Source organism: Klebsiella michiganensis (genome assembly GCA_000963575.1).
GTDB lineage: Bacteria > Pseudomonadota > Gammaproteobacteria > Enterobacterales > Enterobacteriaceae > Cedecea > Cedecea michiganensis_A.
Genome location: CP011077.1, coordinates 1,262,690 through 1,284,403, shown reverse-complemented (window position 1 = coordinate 1,284,403; position 21,714 = coordinate 1,262,690). Strand labels below are relative to the sequence as shown.

Sequence of the window (21,714 nt, the reverse complement as noted above, 5' to 3'; positions counted from 1 at the left end):
ATCAAATCAGGCCGTTAGCCGCGACGTGCCTTTACCGCAGCGGCAAGTTTGCGCAGCGCCACTTCTGTATCGTCCCAGCCAATGCAGGCGTCGGTAACGCTTTTGCCGTAGACCAGCGGCTCGCCGCTCTCCAGGCTTTGATTGCCTTCCACCAGATGACTTTCAATCATCACGCCGATGATAGCCTTCTCGCCACCGGCAATTTGGCCACAAACGTCGGCAGAAACATCCATCTGCTTTTTAAACTGTTTGCTGCTGTTGGCGTGGCTGAAATCGATCATCACCTGTGGTTCAAGACCCGCTTTCACCAGGCCCGCTTTCACCTCTTCCACATGCTTCGCGCTGTAGTTAGGCTCTTTGCCGCCGCGCAGAATAATGTGGCAGTCACCGTTCCCGCTGGTGTTGACGATGGCGGAATGGCCCCACTTGGTCACGGACAGGAAGCAGTGTGGCGCCCCTGCGGCGTTGATAGCATCAATCGCAACTTTGATAGTGCCATCGGTACCGTTTTTAAAGCCGACCGGGCAAGACAGGCCGGAAGCCAGCTCGCGGTGCACCTGTGATTCAGTGGTACGCGCGCCGATAGCTCCCCAGCTCATCAGATCCGCCAGATACTGAGGGGTGATCATATCAAGGAATTCCCCTGCGGCAGGCAGGCCGGAATCGTTGATATCCAGCAGCAGCTTGCGCGCAATGCGCAGGCCGTCGTTAATTTGATAGCTGCTGTCCATGTGCGGATCGTTAATCAGGCCTTTCCAGCCCACCGTGGTGCGTGGTTTTTCAAAATAGACACGCATGACCACTTCCAGCTCACCCTGAAGTTCCTCACGCAATGCCAGTAGGCGCGCGCCGTACTCTTTGGCAGCCTTCGTGTCGTGAATGGAGCAAGGGCCGATCACCACCAGCAGACGATCGTCGCTGCCTTTAAGGATTTTGTGAATCGCTTTGCGGGCCTGAGAGACGGTGTGGGCGGCTTTTTCAGTGGCGGGGAATTTTTCCAGCAGCGCTACAGGGGGGAGAAGCTCGTTGATCTCTTTGATTCTTAAGTCGTCGTTCTGATAATTCATGATAGTTCCGGGGTCATCCTGATATTTTTCTTCGTTGCAATCCTTTCAATCTAACTCGCATAACCACAAGTGTAAACGGGCTTTTACACTTCTCACAGATTAATCCTGAAAACTCGAAAAAAACAGTGAAAACGTGGTGAACACGCTCCTGTTAACTACACTTCCCAACTGTTAACGCTGAAAAATATTAAATTTTCAATATGTAATACTATTTTGAAAATTAAAGCCCGGTGCAGACAGCTGCCCTGCAGGATTTTTCAGCATTTTGCACTGCACTGTTGGAAGAAGTTATCCAGCAATAACGACCAGAACAGGAGCACAAGATGAAAAAATTAACCACGCTGCTATTAACCGCCACGCTGACTCTGGGCAGCGGAATCGTATATGCCGCAGACTCAACGTCGAGCGCAAACAACGGGCAGGCAAACGCCAGCGCCGAAGCGGGACAGGTCGCACCTGACGCACATCAGAAAGTGGCTCCAAACGGCGTCAGCAATGACAAAATAAACGGTTCTCACCATAAAATGAGCAAAAGCGAAGTGCACAAAAACAGCATGTGCAAAGATGGGCGCTGTCCGGACACCAACAAAAAAGTTGAGACCGGCAGCGGGCAAGAGGTGAACAAAAAAGTCGACGGAACCTCGCAGTAGTTCCCTCATAAAAAATCATGAGAAGAGAGCCAGACGGCTCTCTTTTTTTATCGGCATCTTTCAACAAGTTGACGTCAGGAAGCGGTTATAATTAGCTCACCGCGACTGATATTTGTGAGAGATTATGGCGCATTCACACCCACACACACCTTCCGACAGTAACGCAAAACGCCTGTTGTTCGCTTTCCTCATCACGGCGATTTTCATGGTTGCCGAAGTTATTGGCGGCCTGCTTTCCGGCTCGCTGGCCCTCCTGGCTGACGCCGGACATATGCTCACCGATGCAGCCGCCCTGCTGTTTGCCCTGCTGGCCGTACATTTTGCCCGTCGCCCACCCAACGCCCGGCATACCTTTGGCTGGCTGCGCCTGACCACGCTTGCAGCATTTGTAAATGCCATTGCTCTGGTGGTGATTACCATACTTATCGTCTGGGAAGCGATTCAGCGCTTCTCAAATCCTCAGCCTATTGCCGGCTGGGCCATGCTGACAATTGCGGTCGCCGGGCTGTTGGCCAACCTTGTCTCTTTCTGGATCCTGCATAGCGGCGGCGGAGAGAAAAACCTCAACGTTCGCGCAGCGGCGCTGCACGTGCTGGGGGATTTGCTGGGTTCTGTGGGGGCAATTGTAGCGGCGGTGGTGATTCTCTGGACCGGCTGGACACCTATTGACCCGATCCTTTCGGTGCTGGTTTCCTGCCTGGTACTGCGCAGCGCCTGGAGTCTGCTGAAAGAGAGCGTCAATGAGTTACTGGAAGGTGCGCCGAGCGCCATCGACATTGCCGCCCTGAAACGGAATCTTTCTCGCTCAATACCGGAAGTGCGGAACGTGCATCACGTTCATATTTGGCTGGTTGGCGAAAAGCCGCTGATGACGCTGCATGTTCAGGTCGTGCCGCCCCACGATCACGATGCCCTGCTGGAGTGCATACATCACTTCCTGGCGCACGAGTACCAGATAGAGCACGCCACGGTACAAATGGAGTATCAGGTTTGCCACGGGCCAGACTGCGACCTGAATGAGCATGACCACCACGCCGGCCATGCCCATCATCACTCTTGATCAGGAGAAGGCGCGCGAACCGGACTGTCGCGCGCTTTTGATCCACATCCGGCTGCCATTCAGCGCAATGAACGTCAGAATGAGATACTCCAGCGACATCGCGTAAACCCCCTGCAGGGCAAAGATAACCACGCTGATCACGTTAATGATTGTCCACAGCAGCCAGTTTTCCACGTATTTACGGGTCATCAGGATCATCGCCACAATCGACAGCACCATCATGCACGAATCCCAGAACGGGTAAGCGTCAGGCTGCAGCTCTGGCAGGGTAACGTTCAGGCCCATGCTCTGCATCACCGTCACGGCAACCCGGGTCAGGAAGGCAAAGACCGGGTCGATAAACAGCGTCATCAGCCCAATTGCCGCGATAATAATCACCAGCCAGGCAATCGCTTTTGGCAAAGGCAGCCAGCGGATTTGCAGCAGCGACTGATTATTACTGCTTTGCCGTGACCAGGCATACCAGCCGTAAATATTCGCCACAAAAAAGAACAGTTGCAAAAGAAGGCTGGCGTAGAGCTGGATCTGAAAGAAAATAATGGCAAACAGCGTGACGTTAATTAACCCGAAAGCGTAATTTCCAATCTTCTCCAGGCTTGCGAGCCAGATACAAAGCAATCCCGCCAGCGTTCCCACGGCCTCAATCCATGATAAGTCATACCCGCCGGCTCCGATTGGGATGTGGACGAGAATGTTCTGCGTGCTAAAAAAATCCATGTGTTCCCCTGAGCGTAATGTCTTTACGCGTTGCCTTTAACCGTCCGACGCAATTCAGCCGCAAAATCGAGCATGCGGTTAAGCGGAATCAGTGCGCCCTCACGTAGCGCAGCATCCACTTCTATCGTGTGTGCAGTTCCGCCCTGCTCCAGCCCCTCTGCAATTGCTTTAAGCCCGTTCATCGCCATCCACGGGCAATGCGCACAGCTGCGGCATGTTGCCCCTTCTCCTGCAGTCGGCGCCTCCAGCAACTCTTTATCCGGGCACGCCTGCTGCATTTTATAAAATATCCCGCGATCCGTGGCCACAATAAGCTGCCGGTGAGGCAGCGTTTTAGCGGCGTTAATCAACTGGCTCGTCGAGCCCACGGCATCGGCCATATCAACCACCGCCTGCGGCGACTCAGGATGTACCAGGACGGCTGCGTTCGGGTAAAGCGCCTTCATGCGCGCCAGGGCCTGGGTTTTAAATTCATCATGCACAATACAGGCTCCCTGCCAGCACAGCACATCGGCTCCGGTCTGCTTTTGAACATAGCTGCCAAGGTGGCGATCCGGTGCCCAGATAATTTTCTCACCCAGGCTGTCCAGGTGTTCAATCAGCTCTACCGCAATACTGGACGTCACAACCCAGTCAGCCCGGGCTTTTACCGCAGCAGAGGTATTAGCATAGACGACCACGGTGCGATCGGGGTGCTGGTCGCAGAAAGCGTTAAACGCCTCAATCGGGCAGCCGAGATCCAGTGAACATTCGGCATTCAGGGTTGGCATTAGAATTGTTTTTTCGGGGCTGAGGATTTTCGCCGTTTCCCCCATGAAACGAACCCCGGCTACCAGTAGCGTGGACGCAGGGTGGTTGGCACCGAAGCGAGCCATTTCGAGCGAGTCAGAAATACACCCGCCGGTCTCTTCCGCCAGCGACTGGATTTCCGGGTCGGTGTAGTAGTGCGCCACCATCACCGCATCCCGCTCTTTAAGCAGGCGCTTAATTTTTTCACGGTAGAACTGCTTTTCGTCCCTGTTCAGGGGAGTGGGTTTAGGCGGGAAAGGATAAATCGCGGTTTCCGGGTCAAACATTACGCTCATCATGCAATCTCGTTTTACTGACTTAACATTACAGGCCTTAAAAAGCGTAATTTACGCCATAGCCCGCACTCATTGTTTTATATGCTAAACAAGATAGCGAAATTTAATCAGGATGTCGTGGGTTATTGCCCGATGAACTGAGAGAAAGAGAAACGGGGGGTGTTAAACAGGATAAAAAGCAGGATTTCAAATCGCAGATAGCAAAAAGGCGCCTTTAGGGCGCCTTTCTACATTGGTGGGTCGTGCAGGATGATTATCACCCTTTGGGCCGTTGTTATCACAACGTTGTTTCGCTTTCGCTCAACTCAAACCTGCTGCAGGCTCGAACCCTGCCCGAATCGCAGATAGCAAAAAGGCGCCTTTAGGGCGCCTTTCTACATTGGTGGGTCGTGCAGGATTCGAACCTGCGACCAATTGATTAAAAGTCAACTGCTCTACCAACTGAGCTAACGACCCGCTGTATGCGGTTGCTGCTTTTTACTTTAAAGCGGTGGGTCGTGCAGGATGATTACCACCCTCCGGGCCGTTGCTATCACAACGTTGTTTCGCTTTCGCTCAACTCAAACCTGCTGCAGGTTTGAACCCTTCACGCCTGACTACAGCTTGCTACTTTAAAGTGGTGGGTCGTGCAGGATTCGAACCTGCGACCAATTGATTAAAAGTCAACTGCTCTACCAACTGAGCTAACGACCCGCTGTGCGGCTTACTGCAAACTTCTTTACTGCTTCTGCTTTAAAGTGGTGGGTCGTGCAGGATGATTATCACCCTCCGGGCCGTTGCTATCACAACGTTGTTTCGCTTTCGCTTAACTCAAACCTGCTGCAGGTTCGAACCCTTCACGCCTGACTACAGCTTCTTACTTTAAAGTGGTGGGTCGTGCAGGATTCGAACCTGCGACCAATTGATTAAAAGTCAACTGCTCTACCAACTGAGCTAACGACCCACTTTTGCGTCACTTTGGGTTTGTTTCGTATCCCTTGGCAACGGCGGCATATATTACTGATTTAAGATTTTGACGCAACAATAATTTTGACGCAGATCGCTCAACTGCTTATGTTTCGCACGGCGAGACCAGAAAAACGACGATATCTGGTCAGGCCGCAAGCATTATTGCGCATTCAGACGTTTTTGAGCCTGCTTTGCACCGTCAGTATTGGGATACTGTTTAACGACCTGCTGGTATACGGCTTTCGCTTTTGCGGCGTCGCCTTTGTCCTGCATGATCACGCCAACCTTAAACATGGCATCCGGTGCTTTAGGGGATTTCGGGTAGTTTTTCACCACTGAGGCAAAATAAAACGCCGCATCATCCTTTTTGCCTTTGTTGTAATTCAACTGACCAAGCCAGTAATTGGCGTTAGGTAGATAAGTTGAATCCGGATACTTCTTCACAAAGGACTGAAACGCGTTGATAGCATCGTCCTGACGCGATTTATCCTGCACCAGCGCGATAGCAGCGTTGTAGTCGCTATTAGCGTCACCGCCTTGCACCGGGGCAGCAGGAGCCGCGTTAGAGGCCCCAGCGTCCGGCGTGGCAGTCTGGGAGGCACCGGCAGCAGGCTGTTGCCCTGCTCCCGCGGCAGCGCCGCCAAGGCTATCCATCTGCAGCAAAATTTGCTTTTGACGTTCCACAACCTGATTCAGCTGATACTGACTTTCCTGGATCTGACCGCGCAGGGAATCAATGTCATTCTGGTTATCGGAGAGTTGCTGCTGGAGTTGGGTCAAAAGCTGACTGTGAGCGTTAGAAATACGCTCGAGTTGGGTGACACGGTCTTCGACCGAGCCTGAGCCGACACTACTGATTGGCGCCTGAGCATTAGCGGCCCAGGGGGCCGCTATGCCAACCAGTAACGACAGACTCAACAAGTGATGTCTGAAGTTACTGCTCATGCGATTCTCTTAGTAAACCAGTACGGCACGACGGTTTTTAGCGTAAGCCGCTTCGTCATGACCCAGTACTGCAGGTTTTTCTTTACCGTAAGAAACGATGGAGATCTGGTCTGCAGAAACGCCTTTACCTTGCAGGTACATTTTAACAGCGTTAGCACGACGTTCGCCCAGTGCGATGTTGTACTCTGGGGTACCGCGCTCATCCGCATGACCTTCTACGGTCACTTTGTAAGACGGGTTGCTACGCAGGAAGTTAGCGTGCGCATCCAGCATTGCAGCGAATTCAGAGCTAACATCGTATTTGTCCAGACCGAAGTAAACGATGTTGTTCTGCTGCAGCTGTTGCATCTGCAGACGAGCCTGCTCTTCAGAAGACATGTTGCCGTGGCCGTTAGCGTCCATACCAGTGCCGGCACCCAGCATACCTTCACCGCTCTGACCATTGTTGGCGCTCTTGTTAGAAGAACACGCCGCGATAGCCATAACCGGCAGAGCAATCATCAGCCCTTTCAGCACTTTGTTCAGTTGCATTTCTTTGATCCTTTAATAATCAATATTGTTATCACAGATACGGCGACCAGGCAGGGAATTTGACCTGTCCATCAGTTGCCGGAAGACGCGCTTTGAAACGCCCATCTGTTGAAACCAAATTCAGCACGGATCCCATCCCCTGAGAAGAGCTGTAGATTACCATAGTGCCGTTAGGTGCCAGACTTGGCGTTTCATCCAGGAACGTTGACGATAAAGTTGTTACGCCACCCGCTACCAGATCCTGTTTGGCAATGTGCTGCTGACCGCTCGCGGAGCTGACCATTACCATAATCTTACCGTCGGCACTGACATCGGCATCCTGGTTCTGAGAACCTTCCCAGGACAGACGCTGCGGAGCACCGCCATTAATACTGACTTTATAAATCTGTGGACGACCCGCCTGGTCCGAGGTGTAGGCCAGAGTTTGGTTGTCCGGGAACCAGGTTGGTTCGGTGTTGTTGCTACGACCCTCAGTCACCTGACGAATCTGACCAGAACCCAGGTCCATCACGTACAGCTGCAGGCTGCCGGTTTTAGACAGCGCGAACGCCAGCTTAGAACCATCCGGTGAAAACGCCGGCGCACCGTTGTGCTGCGGGAACGAAGCAATCTGACGCACTGCACCGTTAGCCAGCGTCTGCACAACCAGAGCAGAACGGCCGCTTTCGAAGGTCACGTAAGCCAGTTTACTGCCATCCGGAGACCAGGCTGGAGACATCAGCGGCTGCGGAGAACGGTGAACCACAAACTGGTTGTAGCCATCGTAATCAGAAACACGCAGCTCATAAGGGAACTGGCCGCCATTGGTCTGCACTACATAAGCAATACGGGTACGGAATGCGCCTTTAATCCCGGTCAGCTTCTCAAACACTTCGTCGCTGGCGGTATGGCCGGCGTAGCGCAGCCACTGCTTGTTCACTTTGTAGGAGTTCTGCGCCAGCACCGTGCCCGGCGCACCAGAGGTGTCTACCAGCTGGTAAGCAACGGTATAGCTGCCGTCACCGTTTGGTGTAACCTGACCGACTACCACGGCGTCAATGCCCAGAGCAGTCCAAGCCGCTGGCTGAACTTCCTGAGCAGAACCCGGCTGCTGTGGCAGACGAGATCTGTCGAGTGGATTGAATTTCCCGCTGTTACGCAGGTCAGCGGCAACAATGCCACCGATATCTTCTGGGGCAGCACCAGGGCCGGCCCAGGTAAACGGAACCACACCAATCGGACGAGCGGAGTCGACACCCTGGGTGATCTCGATACGAACTTCTGCGTGCAGCACCGCTGCCCACAGCATTAAGAAACTTAACGCTACACGAAATGCCTGCTTCATCATATCTCCCTTATCCGGGCGGAAAGCCCACGATAATTTAGCAGAATGTTAACAAACCCAAATACACAAAACTACCAAAACCCTGTAACTCAGCTTAGTGTGCTTTCCCCACCGTGGCGGGGAAAACCGCGTTAAGGCTTAAAGTCGATCGGTGCGTTCTTGAAGACTTCATAAACAGCTTCGCTTGGCGGCTTAGGAATCTTCGCCAGACGCGCTGCCGCAACGGCAGCCTGGCAAAGTGCTGCATCGCCACCTTCTGGCTTGATATCAAGCAGAAGGCCGTCCGGAGCCAGTTTGATCCGCAGCGAACAGGTCTTACCGGCAAACGAAGGATCGTTATAGAACTTACTCTCGATCGCTGCCTTTATCTGACCTGCGTAGCCGTTGATCTCTGCCCCGCTTGCGCCGTTGTTTTTATTATTCCCTTTTCCAGCGGCGGCTGCGGCATTACCTTTCGCCCCACCGCCTGTTTTCGGTGCATTCTTACCTGAGCTTAAATCACCGAACAAATCGTCTACGCCCTGCGCTGCAGCCTTGTCAGAAGCGGCTTTCTCAGCAGCAGCTTTTTTCTTCGCGTCTGCGGCTGCTTTCTTATCTGCTGCGGCTTTCGCGGCGGCAGCTTTGTCAGCGGCGGCCTTTTCAGCCGCTGCTTTGTCGGCAGCAGCCTGTTTAGCCGCTTCTGCTTTTTCGGCTGCGGCTTGCTTGGCTGCTTCAGCGGCGGCTTTCTTCTCCGCTTCCTGCGCAGCTTTCTTAGCGGCAGCATCTGCAGCTTTTTTCTCAGCATCCTGCTGAGCTTTTTTCGCCGCAGCAGCAGCGTCAGCGGCGGCCTTTTTCTCTGCGTCGGCGGCTTTTCTGGCTGCTTCTTCAGCGGCTTTCTTCTGAGCATCCGCAGCAGCTTTCTTAGCGGCTTCTTCCGCAGCCTTCGCCTGGGCATCAGCCTGAGCTTTTGCCTGCGCGTCAGCCTGGGCTTTCGCCTGAGCATCCGCTTTTGCCTTCGCCGCAGCCGCAGCAGCTTCTGCCTGCTTCTGCTGCTCCTGAGCCTGCTTCGCGGCCGCTTCAGCCTGCTTCTGCTGTTCAGCCTGCGCTTTTGCCTGCTCCTGAGCGGCTAAACGCTCTTTCTCCAGCTCTTTCAGGCGCTGTTGTTCTGCCGCCTGTTTTTGCTGAAGTTCTTCGGCCTGCTGCTGCGCCTGTTTCTCGCGCTGTTCAGCGGCGCGTTTGCTGCTTGCCTGCTGCTGCTGTTGGCGATTGTAGTTTTCCACTACCGCACCCGGGTCAACCATCACCGCGTCAATAGAAGAACCACCGCCACCGCCAGCGGATGCATCAATGTGCTCATCAAACGAGCTCCAGATCAGGATGGCAATCAAAATGATATGCAGCACCACTGAAACGATGATCGCTCGTTTTAATTTAGCGTTCTCTTCTGTTGCCTTTGACACTATCGGTTCCCAAACGTTTTAAGCGAGATGGATCAGATTGGCTGCGTCATCAAACCGACGGACTTCACGCCCGCCTGATGCAACAGATTCAGCACTTTGATGATCTCGTCATACGGAACATCTTTTGCACCGCCGATCAAAAATACCGTTTTCGGGTTTGCCTGCAGACGACGCTGCGCTTCGGCCACAACCTGCTCTGACGGCAGTTGATCCATACGATCTTTCTCAACCACTACGCTGTACTGCCCTACCCCGGACACTTCAATAATGACCGGCGGTTCATCGTTACTGCTGACGGTCTGAGAGTCTGTCGCATCCGGCAGATCCACCTCGACGCTTTGGGTGATGATTGGCGCCGTTGCCATAAAGATCAGCAGCAGCACCAACAGCACGTCCAGCAAAGGAACGATGTTAATTTCTGACTTCAGCTCACGACGACCACGTCCGCGTCTGGCCATGACTTACCCCTTGTTACTGCTTTTCGCTGCTGGTAAAAGCCTGACGGTGCAGGATAGCCGTGAACTCTTCCATGAAGTTGTCGTAATTCAATTCCAGTTTGTTCACGCGTTGGTTAAGACGGTTGTACGCCATAACGGCCGGAATAGCAGCAAACAGGCCGATCGCAGTCGCGATCAGCGCTTCAGCAATCCCTGGCGCAACCATCTGCAACGTTGCCTGCTTCACCGCGCCCAGAGCGATAAACGCATGCATGATCCCCCACACCGTACCAAACAGGCCGATATACGGGCTGATGGAACCGACGGTGCCAAGGAAAGGAATATGGGTTTCCAGCGTTTCCAGCTCACGGCTCATCGAGATACGCATCGCTCGAGATGCGCCCTCAACCACGGCTTCTGGCGCATGGGTATTGGCGCGGTGCAAACGCGCGAACTCTTTAAAACCGGAATAGAAGATCTGCTCAGAACCGCTCAAGCTGTCGCGGCGGCCCTGGCTCTCCTGATACAGGCGAGACAGTTCGATTCCGGACCAGAACTTGTCTTCGAACGCCTCGGCTTCACGGCCGGCGGCATTAAGGATACGCGTTCGCTGAATGATGATTGCCCATGATGCGATGGAAAAACCAATCAAAATCAACATGATAAATTTGACCAGAAGGCTTGCCTTCAGGAACAAATCAAGGATATTCATGTCAGTCACTGCTTGAACTCCGCGACAATAGACTTGGGAAGCGCACGAGGCTTCATTAGGTGTGGATCAACACAAACAATCAGCACTTCAGCTTGGTTAAGCAACTGATTTTCAGCGTTGACTATTCGCTGCGTAAACACCATAGAAGTGCCGCGCATCGATGTAATTTCACTTTGGATTTCGAGTAAATCGTCGAGTCGGGCAGGCGCAAGATAATCAACCGTCATCCTGCGTACGACAAAGGCGACACGCTCCGCCAACAGGGAATGCTGGTTAAAGTTGTGCTGGCGCAGCATCTCTGTGCGTGCTCTTTCATAAAAAGCAACATAACTGGCATGGTAAACCATACCACCGGCGTCAGTGTCTTCGTAGTAAACACGAACCGGCCATCGAAACAGCGTTGTACTCACTTTACATCCCGGTAATGCAATTTAACGCTGCTTACTATACGCAAGAGCATGAGGGTTTGGAATGGATTGTTTTAAACGTTAAGTAAATTTTTATGGGCTTGTTAAAGCCCATAATTTCTGTTTCAGGCGGGGGAATGCACGCAGGCATTCAGAAGAAGAAAAACAGCAGTCCAGCGATGAGCACTAAATCGGCAATCAGCGGGCAGAAAACGCCCTGCCAAAGAACTTTGGTTGGGCGGAAACCCACGCCATGAATGATCCCGGCACAAACGCCCCACATCAGCAGGAAGCCATGCCAAATCTCCAGCTCACTCGTTTTTGCGGCGAAACGAGACGGGTCCCAAAAAATACACCCGGCCAGGGCCAGCGCCATCACTAAGGAAAGAGCCCGCAAGGGGCTCTTATCCATTACCGCGTACAGCTTCGCGATAACGTATTCCATTAGTGCTCTTCTTTTCCGGCTTTGCTCGCCTCAACGTGCTCGAGAGCCAGCGCGGTAATAATCCCGAATGCACACGCGAGAAGCGTGCCCAGAATCCATGCAAAGTACCACATAATCAGCTCCTTATTAGTACAGAGAGGTGGAGTTGCTTTCGATGTGTTCTTTCGTGATACGGCCGAACATTTTCCAGTAACACCAGGTGGTGTAGAGAAGAATGATTGGCACGAACACGATAGCGACATAGGTCATCACATTCAGCGTCAGCTGGCTGGATGTCGCATCCCACATGGTCAGGCTAGCGTTCATCATGGTGCTGGAAGGCATCACGAACGGGAACATCGCGATACCGGCAGTCAGGATCACACAGGCCAGCGTCAGCGAGGAGAAGATAAACGCGAGGGCGCCTTTCTCCAGACGAGACATGAGAATGGTCAGCAGCGGCAGCACAACGCCCAGAGCAGGAATCAACCACAGCGCAGGCGTATTGTTGAAGTTCACCAACCAGGCCCCAGCCTGACGCGCTACTTCTTTGGTCAGCGGGTTAGAAGCAGCATGATGATCCAGAGCGGAGGTCACCACATAGCCATCAATGCCGTAGATAACCCAGACACCGGCCAGCGCGAAGCAAACCATCATCACCAGCGCAGCAATCTGAGCAGCCGATTTAGCACGCAGATGTAACTCACCCACGGTACGCATCTGCAGATAGGTTGCGCCCTGAGCCACAATCATCGACACGCTGACAACGCCCGCCAGCAGACCAAACGGATTCAGCAGCTGGAAGAAGTTACCGGTGTAGTAAAGGCGCAGGTATTCATCAACGTGGAACGGTACGCCCTGCAGCAGGTTACCGAACGCCACGCCGATTACCAGCGGCGGCACGAAGCTACCGATGAAAATGCCCCAGTCCCACATGTTACGCCAGCGGGTATCTTCAATCTTCGAGCGGTAGTCAAATCCTACCGGACGGAAGAACAAGGCAGCCAGCACCAGAATCATCGCGACATAGAAGCCGGAGAAGGCAGCGGCATAAACCATTGGCCAGGCGGCAAACAATGCGCCACCAGCGGTGATCAGCCAAACCTGGTTCCCGTCCCAGTGCGGCGCAATGGAGTTAACCATGATGCGGCGTTCAACATCAGTCCGGCCAATCACGCGTGACAGCATGCCCACGCCCATATCGAAGCCGTCGGTGACGGCGAAGCCAATCAGCAGAACGCCAACCAGCAGCCACCAGATAAAACGCAATACTTCATAATCGATCATTTGACGACTCCTGTCTTAGCGTGCCGGCTGAGAAGCCACGTTGGACTGCTCAAAGTGATAGCGCCCTGTTTTCAGGCTGCTCGGCCCAAGGCGAGCAAATTTGAACATCAGGAACAGTTCCGCCACCATAAACAGCGTGTAAAGGCCGCAAATCAGTATCATGGAGAACAGCAGGTCACCCACGCTCAACGAGGAGTTCGCAACGGCGGTTGGCAGAACCTCACCCACTGCCCAAGGCTGACGCCCGTACTCCGCGACAAACCAGCCGGATTCGATAGCGATCCACGGCAGTGGAATACCGTACAGCGCGGCGCGCAGCAGCCATTTTTTCGAACCAATGGCGTTACGGGTCACGGTCCAGAACGACACCGCGATAATGAACAGCATCAGGAAGCCACAGGCCACCATGATACGGAACGCGAAGTACAGCGGCGCTACGCGAGGAATGGAGTCTTTGGTCGCTTTCTGAATCTGCTCTTCGGTCGCGTCAGTGACGTTATCCGTATAGCGCTTCAGCAGCAGACCATAACCAAGGTCTTTCTTAACGTGGTTGAAGTTATCACGCACGCTTTGATCGGTTGAACCACCGCGCAGCTGCTCAAGCAGGCTGTAAGCCTTCATCCCGTTACGGATACGCTCTTCGTGCTGCACCATCAGCTCTTTAAGGCCGGTTACTGGCTTATCCACCGAACGGGTAGCAATGATGCCCAGCGCGTAAGGGATTTGAATAGCGAAGCGGTTTTCTTGCTTATCCTGATCGGGAATACCAAACAGGGTGAACGCTGCCGGCGCTGGCTGAGTTTCCCATTCGGCTTCAATCGCAGCCAGTTTGGTTTTCTGCACGTCACCCATTTCGTAGCCAGACTCATCGCCCAGTACGATAACGGAGAGAATAGCGGCCATACCGAAGCTCGCGGCAATCGCGAAGGAACGTTTAGCAAAAGCGACGTCACGGCCTTTCAGCAGGTAGTAAGAACTGATACCGAGAACGAACATCGCGCCACAGACATAGCCGGACGCTACGGTGTGAACGAATTTAACCTGCGCTACCGGGTTCAGGACCAGCTCGGCAAAGCTGACCATTTCCATTCGCATGGTTTCGAAGTTGAAGTCGGAAGCGATAGGGTTCTGCATCCAGCCGTTAGCAACCAGAATCCACAGCGCGGAGAGGTTGGAGCCTAATGCGACAAGCCAGGTGACGGCCATATGTTGGACTTTGCCGAGGCGATCCCAGCCAAAGAAGAACAGACCAACGAAAGTAGATTCGAGGAAGAATGCCATCAGGCCTTCGATAGCCAGCGGCGCACCGAAGATATCCCCGACATAGTGAGAATAGTAAGACCAGTTAGTCCCGAACTGGAACTCCATGGTCAAACCGGTTGCCACCCCCAGCGCAAAGTTGATTGCAAACAACTTGCCCCAGAATTTGGTCATATCTTTATAAATCTGCTTACCTGACAGGACGTAGACCGTTTCCATGATGGCCAGCAAAAACGCCATACCGAGCGTTAATGGCACAAACAGGAAGTGGTACATCGCGGTCAAGGCAAACTGTAAGCGCGACAGTTCGACAATATCAAACATCTTGACTCCTTGCTCTTCGTATGAAGACTTCGACTGTGGTTCACCGGGAGGTTTCTCACAAGCATGCCCTAATACAAATACATTCGCTTCCAGTCCCCTTTTTCTCGCCCACTTTATTCAAATGTGAAATCAAAAGGTAAAAGGTTACAAACACGTTAATTAAATCAAAAATAACCCGTAATTATATTACCCTGCAATTCCCTTACAATAAACAGTTTTTTCTTAATGTTTTTTACGTTTTACGACGGCGATCAATTTATAGCTAAAACACCGTTATTCGGCCAGTTTGATCTGCAGCAATTTTGCCCCTTTATACCCCGCAACGCCAGCTTTAAACATTGATCCAAAACAATTTACACTGGCAATGTTAATTATTTTTCAATAGAGAATTAATCGTGAATTTGTTGTTAACGATATGTTTTAACGCTTCGCTCGAGGTTAATATCATGACGCTTATTCTCAACATTAAGCGGATATTTAAACCTGAAGCTTAAATTCGCCCCGTGCCAGCCAGGCCATCTTTACACTATTTATGCCGCGTCACTTTCGTCTTTTTAGCGTCCCTCCTTTAATTTTCACAAATAATTCACTTTTAGCGTAAATTAAATTAACAAATCATTATTTTTTATAAGGTTACAGGGGGAAAATATTGCGAAGAGAAATTATCCCGGAAAAGAATAAAGGCGAGGAAGTGCGCGACGCAGCGCAAGGAGGCGCCAGGATATCAAGAGAGAAACATAAAAAAAGGCCACCCAGGGTGGCCAACCATGTCGAACACTTATTATTACTGTCTCCCCCACTTGCGCGGGGGGCATCTGCTTACTGCGGCAGAATTGCTTTCAGCGCATCGCCGATGTCGGCGAGGCTGCGAACGGTTTTCACGCCAGCGGCTTCCAGAGCAGCGAATTTCTCATCCGCAGTCCCCTTCCCACCCGCAATGATGGCGCCCGCGTGGCCCATACGCTTGCCTTTAGGCGCTGTAACGCCGGCAATGTAGCCCACTACAGGTTTGGTGACGTGCTCTTTAATATAGGCCGCCGCTTCTTCTTCTGCGCTCCCGCCGATTTCACCGATCATTACGATGGCTTCGGTTTTTGGATCTGCCTGGAACATCTTCAGGATATCAATGAAGTTGGAGCCAGGGATCGGGTCACCGCCGATACCAACGCAGGTTGACTGGCCGAGGCCGATGTCGGTCGTCTGCTTAACGGCTTCATAGGTCAGCGTCCCGGAACGGGAAACGATGCCTACTTTGCCCGGCAGGTGAATGTGGCCCGGCATGATGCCGATTTTGCATTCGCCTGGGGTGATAACACCCGGGCAGTTTGGCCCGATCATGCGCACACCTGCTTCATCCAGCGCCACTTTCACGGTCAGCATATCCAGCGTAGGGATGCCTTCAGTGATGGTGATGATAAGCTTAATGCCCGCATCAATCGCTTCCAGGATAGAGTCTTTGCAGAACGGAGCCGGAACATAGATAACGGAAGCCGTCGCGCCGGTAGCTTCTACGGCTTCACGCACGGTATTGAATACCGGCAGGCCCAGATGTTCAGTACCGCCTTTGCCTGGCGTCACGCCGCCAACCATTTGCGTACCGTATGCAATCGCCTGCTCGGAGTGGAAAGTCCCCTGGCTGCCGGTAAAGCCCTGGCAAATTACCTTGGTGTTTTTATCGATCAAAATGGACATTATTTCCCCTCCACGGCAGCAACAACCTGCTGTGCTGCGTCCGTCAGACTTTTCGCTGCAATGATGTTCAGGCCGCTATCTGCCAGTTTTTTCGCACCCAGTTCGGCGTTGTTACCTTCCAGACGCACCACAACCGGCACGTTAACGCCCACTTCGGCTACCGCGCCAATGATGCCGTCGGCAATCAGGTCGCAGCGTACGATGCCGCCGAAGATGTTGACCAGAACGGCTTTTACTTTGTCGTCTGACAGGATGATTTTGAACGCTTCGGTTACGCGCTCTTTGGTTGCACCGCCGCCCACGTCAAGGAAGTTAGCCGGCTCGCCGCCGTGCAGCTTAACGATGTCCATGGTGCCCATTGCGAGGCCCGCACCGTTAACCATGCAGCCGATGTTGCCGTCCAGCGCAACGTAGTTGAGTTCCCACTGTGCAGCCTGAGCTTCACGAGGATCTTCCTGAGACTGGTCGCGCATTTCACGCAGATCAGGCTGGCGGAACAGCGCGTTGCCGTCGGCCCCCAGTTTGCCGTCGAGGCAGACCAGATCGCCCTGCTTAGTGATCACCAGCGGGTTGATTTCGATTAGCGCCAGATCGCGCTCAAGGAAGATGGTCGCCAGACCCATAAAGATCTTGGTGAACTGTTGAACCTGTTTACCTTCCAGACCGAGTTTGAACGCCAGTTCACGTCCCTGGTAAGGCATTGGGCCAGCCAGCGGATCCAGCGCAACTTTGTGGATCAGGTGCGGAGTTTCTTCCGCCACTTTTTCAATTTCCACGCCGCCTTCGGTGGAGGCCATGAAGACTACGCGGCGAGAGCTACGGTCAACCACCGCGCCCAGATACAGCTCTTTGTCGATGTCGGTTGCAGCTTCCACCAGAATCTGGTGTACAGGCTGGCCGTTGGCGTCCGTTTGGTAGGTTACCAGACGCTTGCCCAGCCAGTGCTCAGCAAAAGCACGAATGTCTTCTTTACTGTTAACCACTTTCACACCGCCCGCTTTACCGCGGCCACCGGCATGAACCTGACATTTCACCACCCAAGGACCCGCGCCAATTTTAGAGGCGGCTTCTTCCGCTTCACGCGGTGTGGTGCAGGCGTAACCGACGGGTGCCGGCAAACCATACCGAGCAAACAACTGTTTCGCCTGATATTCGTGTAAGTTCATGAGTTCTATCCATCCAGATAAAGAGCATTAATGCTCGGGGTAAGGTTAGATTCGGTTGTAGGGGCGGGTGTCATAGCACCCGCCAGAGTCTTGTTCGACTACACGTCAAGCAGCAGACGAGTTGGATCTTCCAGCAGCTCTTTAATCGCTACCAGGTAACCCACGGACTCGCGGCCATCGATCAGACGGTGATCGTAAGAGAGCGCCAGATACATCATCGGCAGGATCTCTACTTTACCGTCAACCGCCATTGGGCGGTCTTTGATGGCGTGCATACCCAGGATCGCGCTCTGAGGTGGGTTGATGATTGGCGTAGACATCAGAGAACCGAAGACGCCGCCGTTGGTAATGGTGAAGTTACCGCCGGTCAACTCTTCCACGGTCAGCTTGCCGTCACGGCCTTTCACTGCCAGCTCTTTGATACGTTTTTCGATGTCAGCCATGCCCAGGGTATCAACGTCTTTCAGCACAGGCGTCACCAGGCCACGCGGGGTGGACACCGCGATGCTGACATCAAAGTAGTTGTGGTAAACCACGTCTTCGCCGTCGATGGAAGCGTTCACTTCCGGATAGCGTTTCAGCGCTTCAACAACCGCTTTAATGTAGAAGGACATGAAGCCCAGACGCACGCCGTGGCGTTTTTCAAACGCTTCACCGTACTGCTTACGCAGTTCCATGATTGGCTTCATGTTCACTTCGTTGAAAGTAGTGAGCATGGCGGTAGAGTTTTTCGCTTCCAGCAGACGCTCGGCCACGCGCTTGCGCAGACGGGTCATTGGCACGCGTTTTTCGCTGCGCCCAGCCAGTGGCGCAACCGGTGCCTGAGTGGCTTCGGCGGCTTTTGCCTGTGCAGGCTGTTTTGCTTTCGCTTCACTCAGGTGTTTTTCAACATCTTCACGAGTGATACGGCCGCCTACGCCGCTGCCTTTGATGGCGCTGGCGTCGAGGTCGTTTTCTGCGATCAGGCGGCGGATAGCCGGGCTGAGGGCATCATTGCTCTGCTCTTCCAGAGAAGCCTGCTGGCGCTGAGCCGGAGTAGACTCTTTGGCGTCAGCTTTTGCGGAGGTTTCTTTTCCGCCGCTGTTGCCTTCACGCAGGCGGCCCAGAATCTGACGAGAGGTCACGGTTGTGCCTTCATCTTCCAGTACCGCATCCAGAACGCCGTCCGCAGACGCGGGTACTTCCAGTACCACTTTGTCAGTTTCGATTTCAACCAGCACTTCGTCACGTTTGACGCTGTCGCCCGGTTTTTTATGCCAGGTTGCCACTGTCGCGTCGGCTACGGACTCAGGCAGGTCAGGAACTAGAATATCTACGCTACTCATTATTTATCCTTTAATTTATTCGACGTTCAGCGCGTCATTAACCAGATCTTGCTGTTGCTTCTGGTGAACGGACATATACCCTACCGCCGGAGAGGCGGAGGCCGGGCGACCTGCATAACGCAGAGCGGACCCAAACGGAATCACTTCGCGGAAGTGGTGCTGGCTGCAGTACCAGGCGCCCTGGTTCAGCGGCTCTTCCTGGCACCAGACGAAGTCGTGTACGTGTGCGAACGGCTTCAGCGCTTCCTGTACCGCCTGGTGCGGGAACGGATAGAGCTGCTCGATACGCACAATCGCCACATCCTTCTGGTCATTCTTGCGACGCTGCTCCAGCAGGTCGTAGTAAACCTTACCGGAACACAGAACTACGCGCTTAACGCCTTTCGGATCCAGTTCATCAATCTCGCCGATGGCAGGCTGGAAAGCGCCGTTGGCCAGTTCGTCAAGGCTGGAAACCGCCAGCGGGTGGCGCAGCAGAGATTTCGGTGACATCACCACTAGCGGACGGCGCATCCCGCGCAGCGCCTGACGACGCAGCATGTGATAAACCTGAGCTGGAGTTGATGGGACGCAAACCTGCATGTTCTGCTCGGCGCACAGCTGGAGATAACGCTCCAGACGCGCGGAGGAGTGCTCAGGCCCTTGTCCTTCATAGCCGTGCGGCAGCAGCATCACCAGGCCACACATACGGCCCCATTTCTGCTCGCCGGAGCTGATGAACTGGTCAATCACAACCTGAGCGCCGTTGGCGAAGTCGCCGAACTGAGCTTCCCAGATGGTCAGAGTACGAGGTTCTGCCGTCGCATAACCGTATTCAAAGGCCAGAACCGCTTCTTCAGACAGCACGGAATCCCAGACTTTGAAGATACCCTGGCTGTTGTGAACATGCGCCAGCGGCGTGTAGGTAGAACCGTTAGTCTGGTTATGGATAACCGCGTGACGGTGGAAGAAGGTACCACGGCCAGCATCTTCACCGGACAGACGCACGGACACGCCTTCATCTACCAGGGTTGCATAAGCCAGGTTCTCTGCCGCCCCCCAGTCGAACAGCTTGTTGCCGTTCGCCATCTCCTGACGGTCGCTGTAGATTTTCGCCACGCGGGACTGCATTTCTACGGCTTCTGGCACGGTGCTGATGCGCTTAGCCAGTTCCTGCACGCGCTTCATCTCAACCTTGTTCGGATAGCTTTCGTCCCATTCATGGTTAAGGTACGGCGACCAGGTAAAGGAGTGCATGTTCATCGGACGCCATTCGTTGACGACGCATTCGCCCGCATCCAGCGCATCGCGGTACAGATTCACCATTTCGGTGGCATCTTCCAGCGTGGCCAGCTTGTCCTGCTCCAGCTTGTCGGCGTAAATCTTACGCGGGGTCGGATGTTTTTTGATTTTCTGGTACATCACTGGCTGAGTTGCACTTGGCTCATCAGCTTCGTTATGGCCGTGGCGACGGTAGCAAACCAGATCGATAAACACATCGCGTTTGAAGGTGTTACGGAAGTCCAGCGCCAGACGAGTCACAAAGGCAACGGCTTCCGGATCGTCCGCATTAACGTGGAAAATCGGCGCCATCACCATCTTACCGATATCGGTACAGTACGGCGTGGAGCGCGCATCCAGCGGGTTAGAGGTGGTGAAACCAATCTGGTTGTTGATAACGATACGCACGGTACCGCCCACTTCATAGCCACGCGCTTTGGACATGTTCAGGGTTTCCTGAACCACGCCCTGCCCGGCTACCGCGGCATCACCGTGAATGGTGATCGGCAATACCTGGTTGCTGCCTGGCTTGTCCAGACGATCCAGACGCGCACGCACGGAACCAATAACCACCGGGCTAACGATTTCGAGGTGAGACGGGTTAAACGCCAGCGCCAGGTGAACCAGGCCGCCTTCGGTTTCCACGTCGGAGGAGAAGCCCATGTGGTACTTCACGTCACCGGTGCCGAGGTGCTCTTTATGTTTACCGGCAAATTCGTCGAACAGATCCTGCGGTTTTTTACCCAGCACGTTGATCAGCACGTTAAGACGACCGCGGTGCGCCATACCCAGCACCACTTCGCGCGTGCCGCTCTTACCGGCGTGGCGAATCATCTCTTTGAGCATCGGCACCAGCGCATCGCCGCCTTCCAGCGAGAAGCGTTTCGCCCCAGGGAATTTGGCACCCAGGTAACGTTCCAGACCTTCTGCTGCAGTCAACTCGCTCAGGAAGCGTTTTTTCTCTTCCGGCGTAAAGGTTGACTGGCCCACCACAGATTCAATGCGCTGCTGGATCCAGCGTTTCTCTTCTGTGTTGGTAATGTGCATGTACTCGGCGCCAATAGAGCCGCCGTAGGTTTGTTGCAGAGCGTCAATCAGATCCGCAAGCTTCATGGTTTCTTTGCCGCCGGCAAAAGAACCCACGTTAAAGCTCTGCTGCAGATCCTCATCCGTCAGGTTGTGGAAAGCCGGATCCAGATCGGGAACGGATTCTTGCTTCCACAGGCCAAGCGGATCGAGGTTTGCTGCCTGATGCCCGCGGAAACGCCAGGCGTTGATCAGCTGCAGAACCTTAACTTGCTTAACGTCAGTGTCAGGATCGGTAATTGCGGTGGAGTAACGTGAGGCATCCTTCGCCAGACGACGGAAATAATCACGCGTTTTTGAATGGAATTGATCCGGTCTGGCTCCGGTGCCAGGTAACTGCTGGAACATCGTGCGCCAGTGCGCATCAACAGAGTCAGGATCGGTTAAGAAGTCTTCATAGAGCTGCTCTATGTAGGACTGGTTTGCGCCCGCCAGCCAGGAAGAGTCCAGCCAGGGCTTCATCGCGCCGTTCTGCATCGTGATCCCTTAAGCAAATTTATGCTTATTTCGCCGTGGATAACTATAACGCACACCGTAGGGTATACAGGTATACGTTCCAGGGTTCACT

The 21,714-nt window shown here is 53.6% G+C and carries 19 protein-coding genes and 3 tRNA genes; 2 read left to right on the top strand and 20 right to left on the bottom strand.

Features of this window, described 5'->3' with window-relative positions:
* Positions 1-14: 14 nt before the first annotated feature.
* A complete protein-coding gene (locus VW41_06100) occupies positions 15-1,067 on the bottom strand; it encodes a phospho-2-dehydro-3-deoxyheptonate aldolase (GenBank protein AJZ88629.1) in 1,053 nt (350 codons plus the stop codon).
* Positions 1,068-1,390: 323 nt separating this feature from the next.
* On the opposite strand from VW41_06100, the gene VW41_06095 reads away from it, so the two are divergent.
* Positions 1,391-1,717, top strand: a complete 327-nt coding sequence (locus tag VW41_06095; protein ID AJZ88628.1) for a hypothetical protein — start codon at positions 1,391-1,393, stop codon at positions 1,715-1,717.
* Positions 1,718-1,841: 124 nt separating this feature from the next.
* Positions 1,842-2,777 carry a zinc transporter ZitB gene (locus VW41_06090; protein ID AJZ88627.1) on the top strand — a complete coding sequence of 312 codons (936 nt, stop codon included), beginning with the start codon at positions 1,842-1,844 and terminating at the stop codon, positions 2,775-2,777.
* On the opposite strand, the gene VW41_06085 is transcribed toward VW41_06090, so the two are convergent.
* From VW41_06085 to VW41_05995, 19 genes are all read right to left on the bottom strand, one after another.
* Entirely contained in the window at positions 2,778-3,494 is a 717-nt protein-coding gene (locus VW41_06085; protein AJZ88626.1) for a nicotinamide riboside transporter PnuC, read from the bottom strand. It lies immediately after the preceding gene.
* A gap of 23 nt (positions 3,495-3,517) precedes the next feature.
* Positions 3,518-4,579, bottom strand: coding sequence for a quinolinate synthetase (locus tag VW41_06080; protein AJZ91877.1), 1,062 nt, complete (start codon positions 4,577-4,579; stop codon positions 3,518-3,520).
* A gap of 380 nt (positions 4,580-4,959) precedes the next feature.
* Positions 4,960-5,035, bottom strand: a tRNA-Lys gene (locus VW41_06075).
* Positions 5,036-5,196: 161 nt separating this feature from the next.
* A tRNA-Lys gene (locus VW41_06070) sits at positions 5,197-5,272 on the bottom strand.
* Positions 5,273-5,446: 174 nt separating this feature from the next.
* A tRNA-Lys gene (locus tag VW41_06065) sits at positions 5,447-5,522 on the bottom strand.
* A 164-nt stretch (positions 5,523-5,686) separates the two neighbouring features.
* Positions 5,687-6,472, bottom strand: coding sequence for a tol-pal system protein (locus tag VW41_06060; protein AJZ88625.1), 786 nt, complete (start codon positions 6,470-6,472; stop codon positions 5,687-5,689).
* Between the two features lie 9 nt (positions 6,473-6,481).
* Positions 6,482-7,003, bottom strand: a complete 522-nt coding sequence (locus tag VW41_06055; GenBank protein AJZ88624.1) for a peptidoglycan-associated outer membrane lipoprotein — start codon at positions 7,001-7,003, stop codon at positions 6,482-6,484.
* 31 nt (positions 7,004-7,034) lie between these two features.
* On the bottom strand, positions 7,035-8,327 hold the full coding sequence (gene tolB, locus VW41_06050; protein ID AJZ88623.1) for a translocation protein TolB: 1,293 nt from the start codon (positions 8,325-8,327) through the stop codon (positions 7,035-7,037).
* Positions 8,328-8,458: 131 nt separating this feature from the next.
* The gene (gene tolA / locus VW41_06045; GenBank protein AJZ88622.1) at positions 8,459-9,766 is read right to left on the bottom strand and encodes a membrane protein; all 1,308 of its coding nucleotides are present in this window, start codon (positions 9,764-9,766) and stop codon (positions 8,459-8,461) included.
* Between the two features lie 32 nt (positions 9,767-9,798).
* Positions 9,799-10,224, bottom strand: coding sequence for a colicin uptake protein TolR (locus VW41_06040; GenBank protein ID AJZ88621.1), 426 nt, complete (start codon positions 10,222-10,224; stop codon positions 9,799-9,801).
* A gap of 13 nt (positions 10,225-10,237) precedes the next feature.
* Positions 10,238-10,915, bottom strand: coding sequence for a colicin uptake protein TolQ (locus VW41_06035; GenBank protein ID AJZ88620.1), 678 nt, complete (start codon positions 10,913-10,915; stop codon positions 10,238-10,240).
* 5 nt (positions 10,916-10,920) lie between these two features.
* Positions 10,921-11,325 (bottom strand): acyl-CoA thioesterase, encoded by a 405-nt coding sequence (locus tag VW41_06030; GenBank protein AJZ88619.1) that lies wholly within the window; start codon positions 11,323-11,325, stop codon positions 10,921-10,923.
* A 148-nt stretch (positions 11,326-11,473) separates the two neighbouring features.
* Positions 11,474-11,767, bottom strand: coding sequence for a cytochrome bd biosynthesis protein (locus tag VW41_06025; GenBank protein AJZ88618.1), 294 nt, complete (start codon positions 11,765-11,767; stop codon positions 11,474-11,476).
* A 126-nt stretch (positions 11,768-11,893) separates the two neighbouring features.
* Positions 11,894-13,033 (bottom strand): cytochrome d ubiquinol oxidase subunit 2, encoded by a 1,140-nt coding sequence (locus VW41_06020; protein AJZ88617.1) that lies wholly within the window; start codon positions 13,031-13,033, stop codon positions 11,894-11,896.
* 15 nt (positions 13,034-13,048) lie between these two features.
* Complete coding sequence (locus VW41_06015; protein ID AJZ88616.1) at positions 13,049-14,617, bottom strand: cytochrome d terminal oxidase subunit 1; 1,569 nt, start codon at positions 14,615-14,617, stop codon at positions 13,049-13,051.
* An 819-nt stretch (positions 14,618-15,436) separates the two neighbouring features.
* Positions 15,437-16,309: a succinyl-CoA synthetase subunit alpha gene (locus VW41_06010; GenBank protein AJZ88615.1), complete on the bottom strand. Its 873-nt coding sequence runs from the start codon at positions 16,307-16,309 to the stop codon at positions 15,437-15,439.
* On the bottom strand, positions 16,309-17,475 hold the full coding sequence (gene sucC, locus VW41_06005) for a succinyl-CoA synthetase subunit beta (protein ID AJZ88614.1): 1,167 nt from the start codon (positions 17,473-17,475) through the stop codon (positions 16,309-16,311). Before sucC ends, VW41_06010 begins: the two co-directional genes overlap by 1 nt.
* Positions 17,476-17,573: 98 nt before the next feature.
* Positions 17,574-18,800, bottom strand: a complete 1,227-nt coding sequence (locus VW41_06000; GenBank protein ID AJZ88613.1) for a dihydrolipoamide succinyltransferase — start codon at positions 18,798-18,800, stop codon at positions 17,574-17,576.
* Positions 18,801-18,815: 15 nt separating this feature from the next.
* Entirely contained in the window at positions 18,816-21,623 is a 2,808-nt protein-coding gene (locus VW41_05995; protein AJZ88612.1) for a 2-oxoglutarate dehydrogenase, read from the bottom strand.
* Positions 21,624-21,714 lie beyond the last annotated feature (91 nt).

Excerpts from the sequence above, each read along its gene's own strand:
- VW41_06100 (AJZ88629.1), bottom strand. The coding sequence starts at position 1,067 with ATGAATTATCAGAACGACGACTTAAGAATCAAAGAGATCAACGAGCTT.
- VW41_06095 (AJZ88628.1), top strand. The coding sequence starts at position 1,391 with ATGAAAAAATTAACCACGCTGCTATTAACCGCCACGCTGACTCTGGGC.
- VW41_06090 (AJZ88627.1), top strand. The coding sequence starts at position 1,842 with ATGGCGCATTCACACCCACACACACCTTCCGACAGTAACGCAAAACGC.
- VW41_06085 (AJZ88626.1), bottom strand. The coding sequence starts at position 3,494 with ATGGATTTTTTTAGCACGCAGAACATTCTCGTCCACATCCCAATCGGA.
- VW41_06080 (AJZ91877.1), bottom strand. The coding sequence starts at position 4,579 with ATGAGCGTAATGTTTGACCCGGAAACCGCGATTTATCCTTTCCCGCCT.
- VW41_06060 (AJZ88625.1), bottom strand. The coding sequence starts at position 6,472 with ATGAGCAGTAACTTCAGACATCACTTGTTGAGTCTGTCGTTACTGGTT.
- VW41_06055 (AJZ88624.1), bottom strand. The coding sequence starts at position 7,003 with ATGCAACTGAACAAAGTGCTGAAAGGGCTGATGATTGCTCTGCCGGTT.
- tolB (AJZ88623.1), bottom strand. The coding sequence starts at position 8,327 with ATGAAGCAGGCATTTCGTGTAGCGTTAAGTTTCTTAATGCTGTGGGCA.
- VW41_06040 (AJZ88621.1), bottom strand. The coding sequence starts at position 10,224 with ATGGCCAGACGCGGACGTGGTCGTCGTGAGCTGAAGTCAGAAATTAAC.
- VW41_06035 (AJZ88620.1), bottom strand. The coding sequence starts at position 10,915 with ATGAATATCCTTGATTTGTTCCTGAAGGCAAGCCTTCTGGTCAAATTT.
- VW41_06025 (AJZ88618.1), bottom strand. The coding sequence starts at position 11,767 with ATGGAATACGTTATCGCGAAGCTGTACGCGGTAATGGATAAGAGCCCC.
- VW41_06020 (AJZ88617.1), bottom strand. The coding sequence starts at position 13,033 with ATGATCGATTATGAAGTATTGCGTTTTATCTGGTGGCTGCTGGTTGGC.
- VW41_06015 (AJZ88616.1), bottom strand. The coding sequence starts at position 14,617 with ATGTTTGATATTGTCGAACTGTCGCGCTTACAGTTTGCCTTGACCGCG.
- VW41_06010 (AJZ88615.1), bottom strand. The coding sequence starts at position 16,309 with ATGTCCATTTTGATCGATAAAAACACCAAGGTAATTTGCCAGGGCTTT.
- sucC (AJZ88614.1), bottom strand. The coding sequence starts at position 17,475 with ATGAACTTACACGAATATCAGGCGAAACAGTTGTTTGCTCGGTATGGT.
- VW41_06000 (AJZ88613.1), bottom strand. The coding sequence starts at position 18,800 with ATGAGTAGCGTAGATATTCTAGTTCCTGACCTGCCTGAGTCCGTAGCC.
- VW41_05995 (AJZ88612.1), bottom strand. The coding sequence starts at position 21,623 with ATGCAGAACGGCGCGATGAAGCCCTGGCTGGACTCTTCCTGGCTGGCG.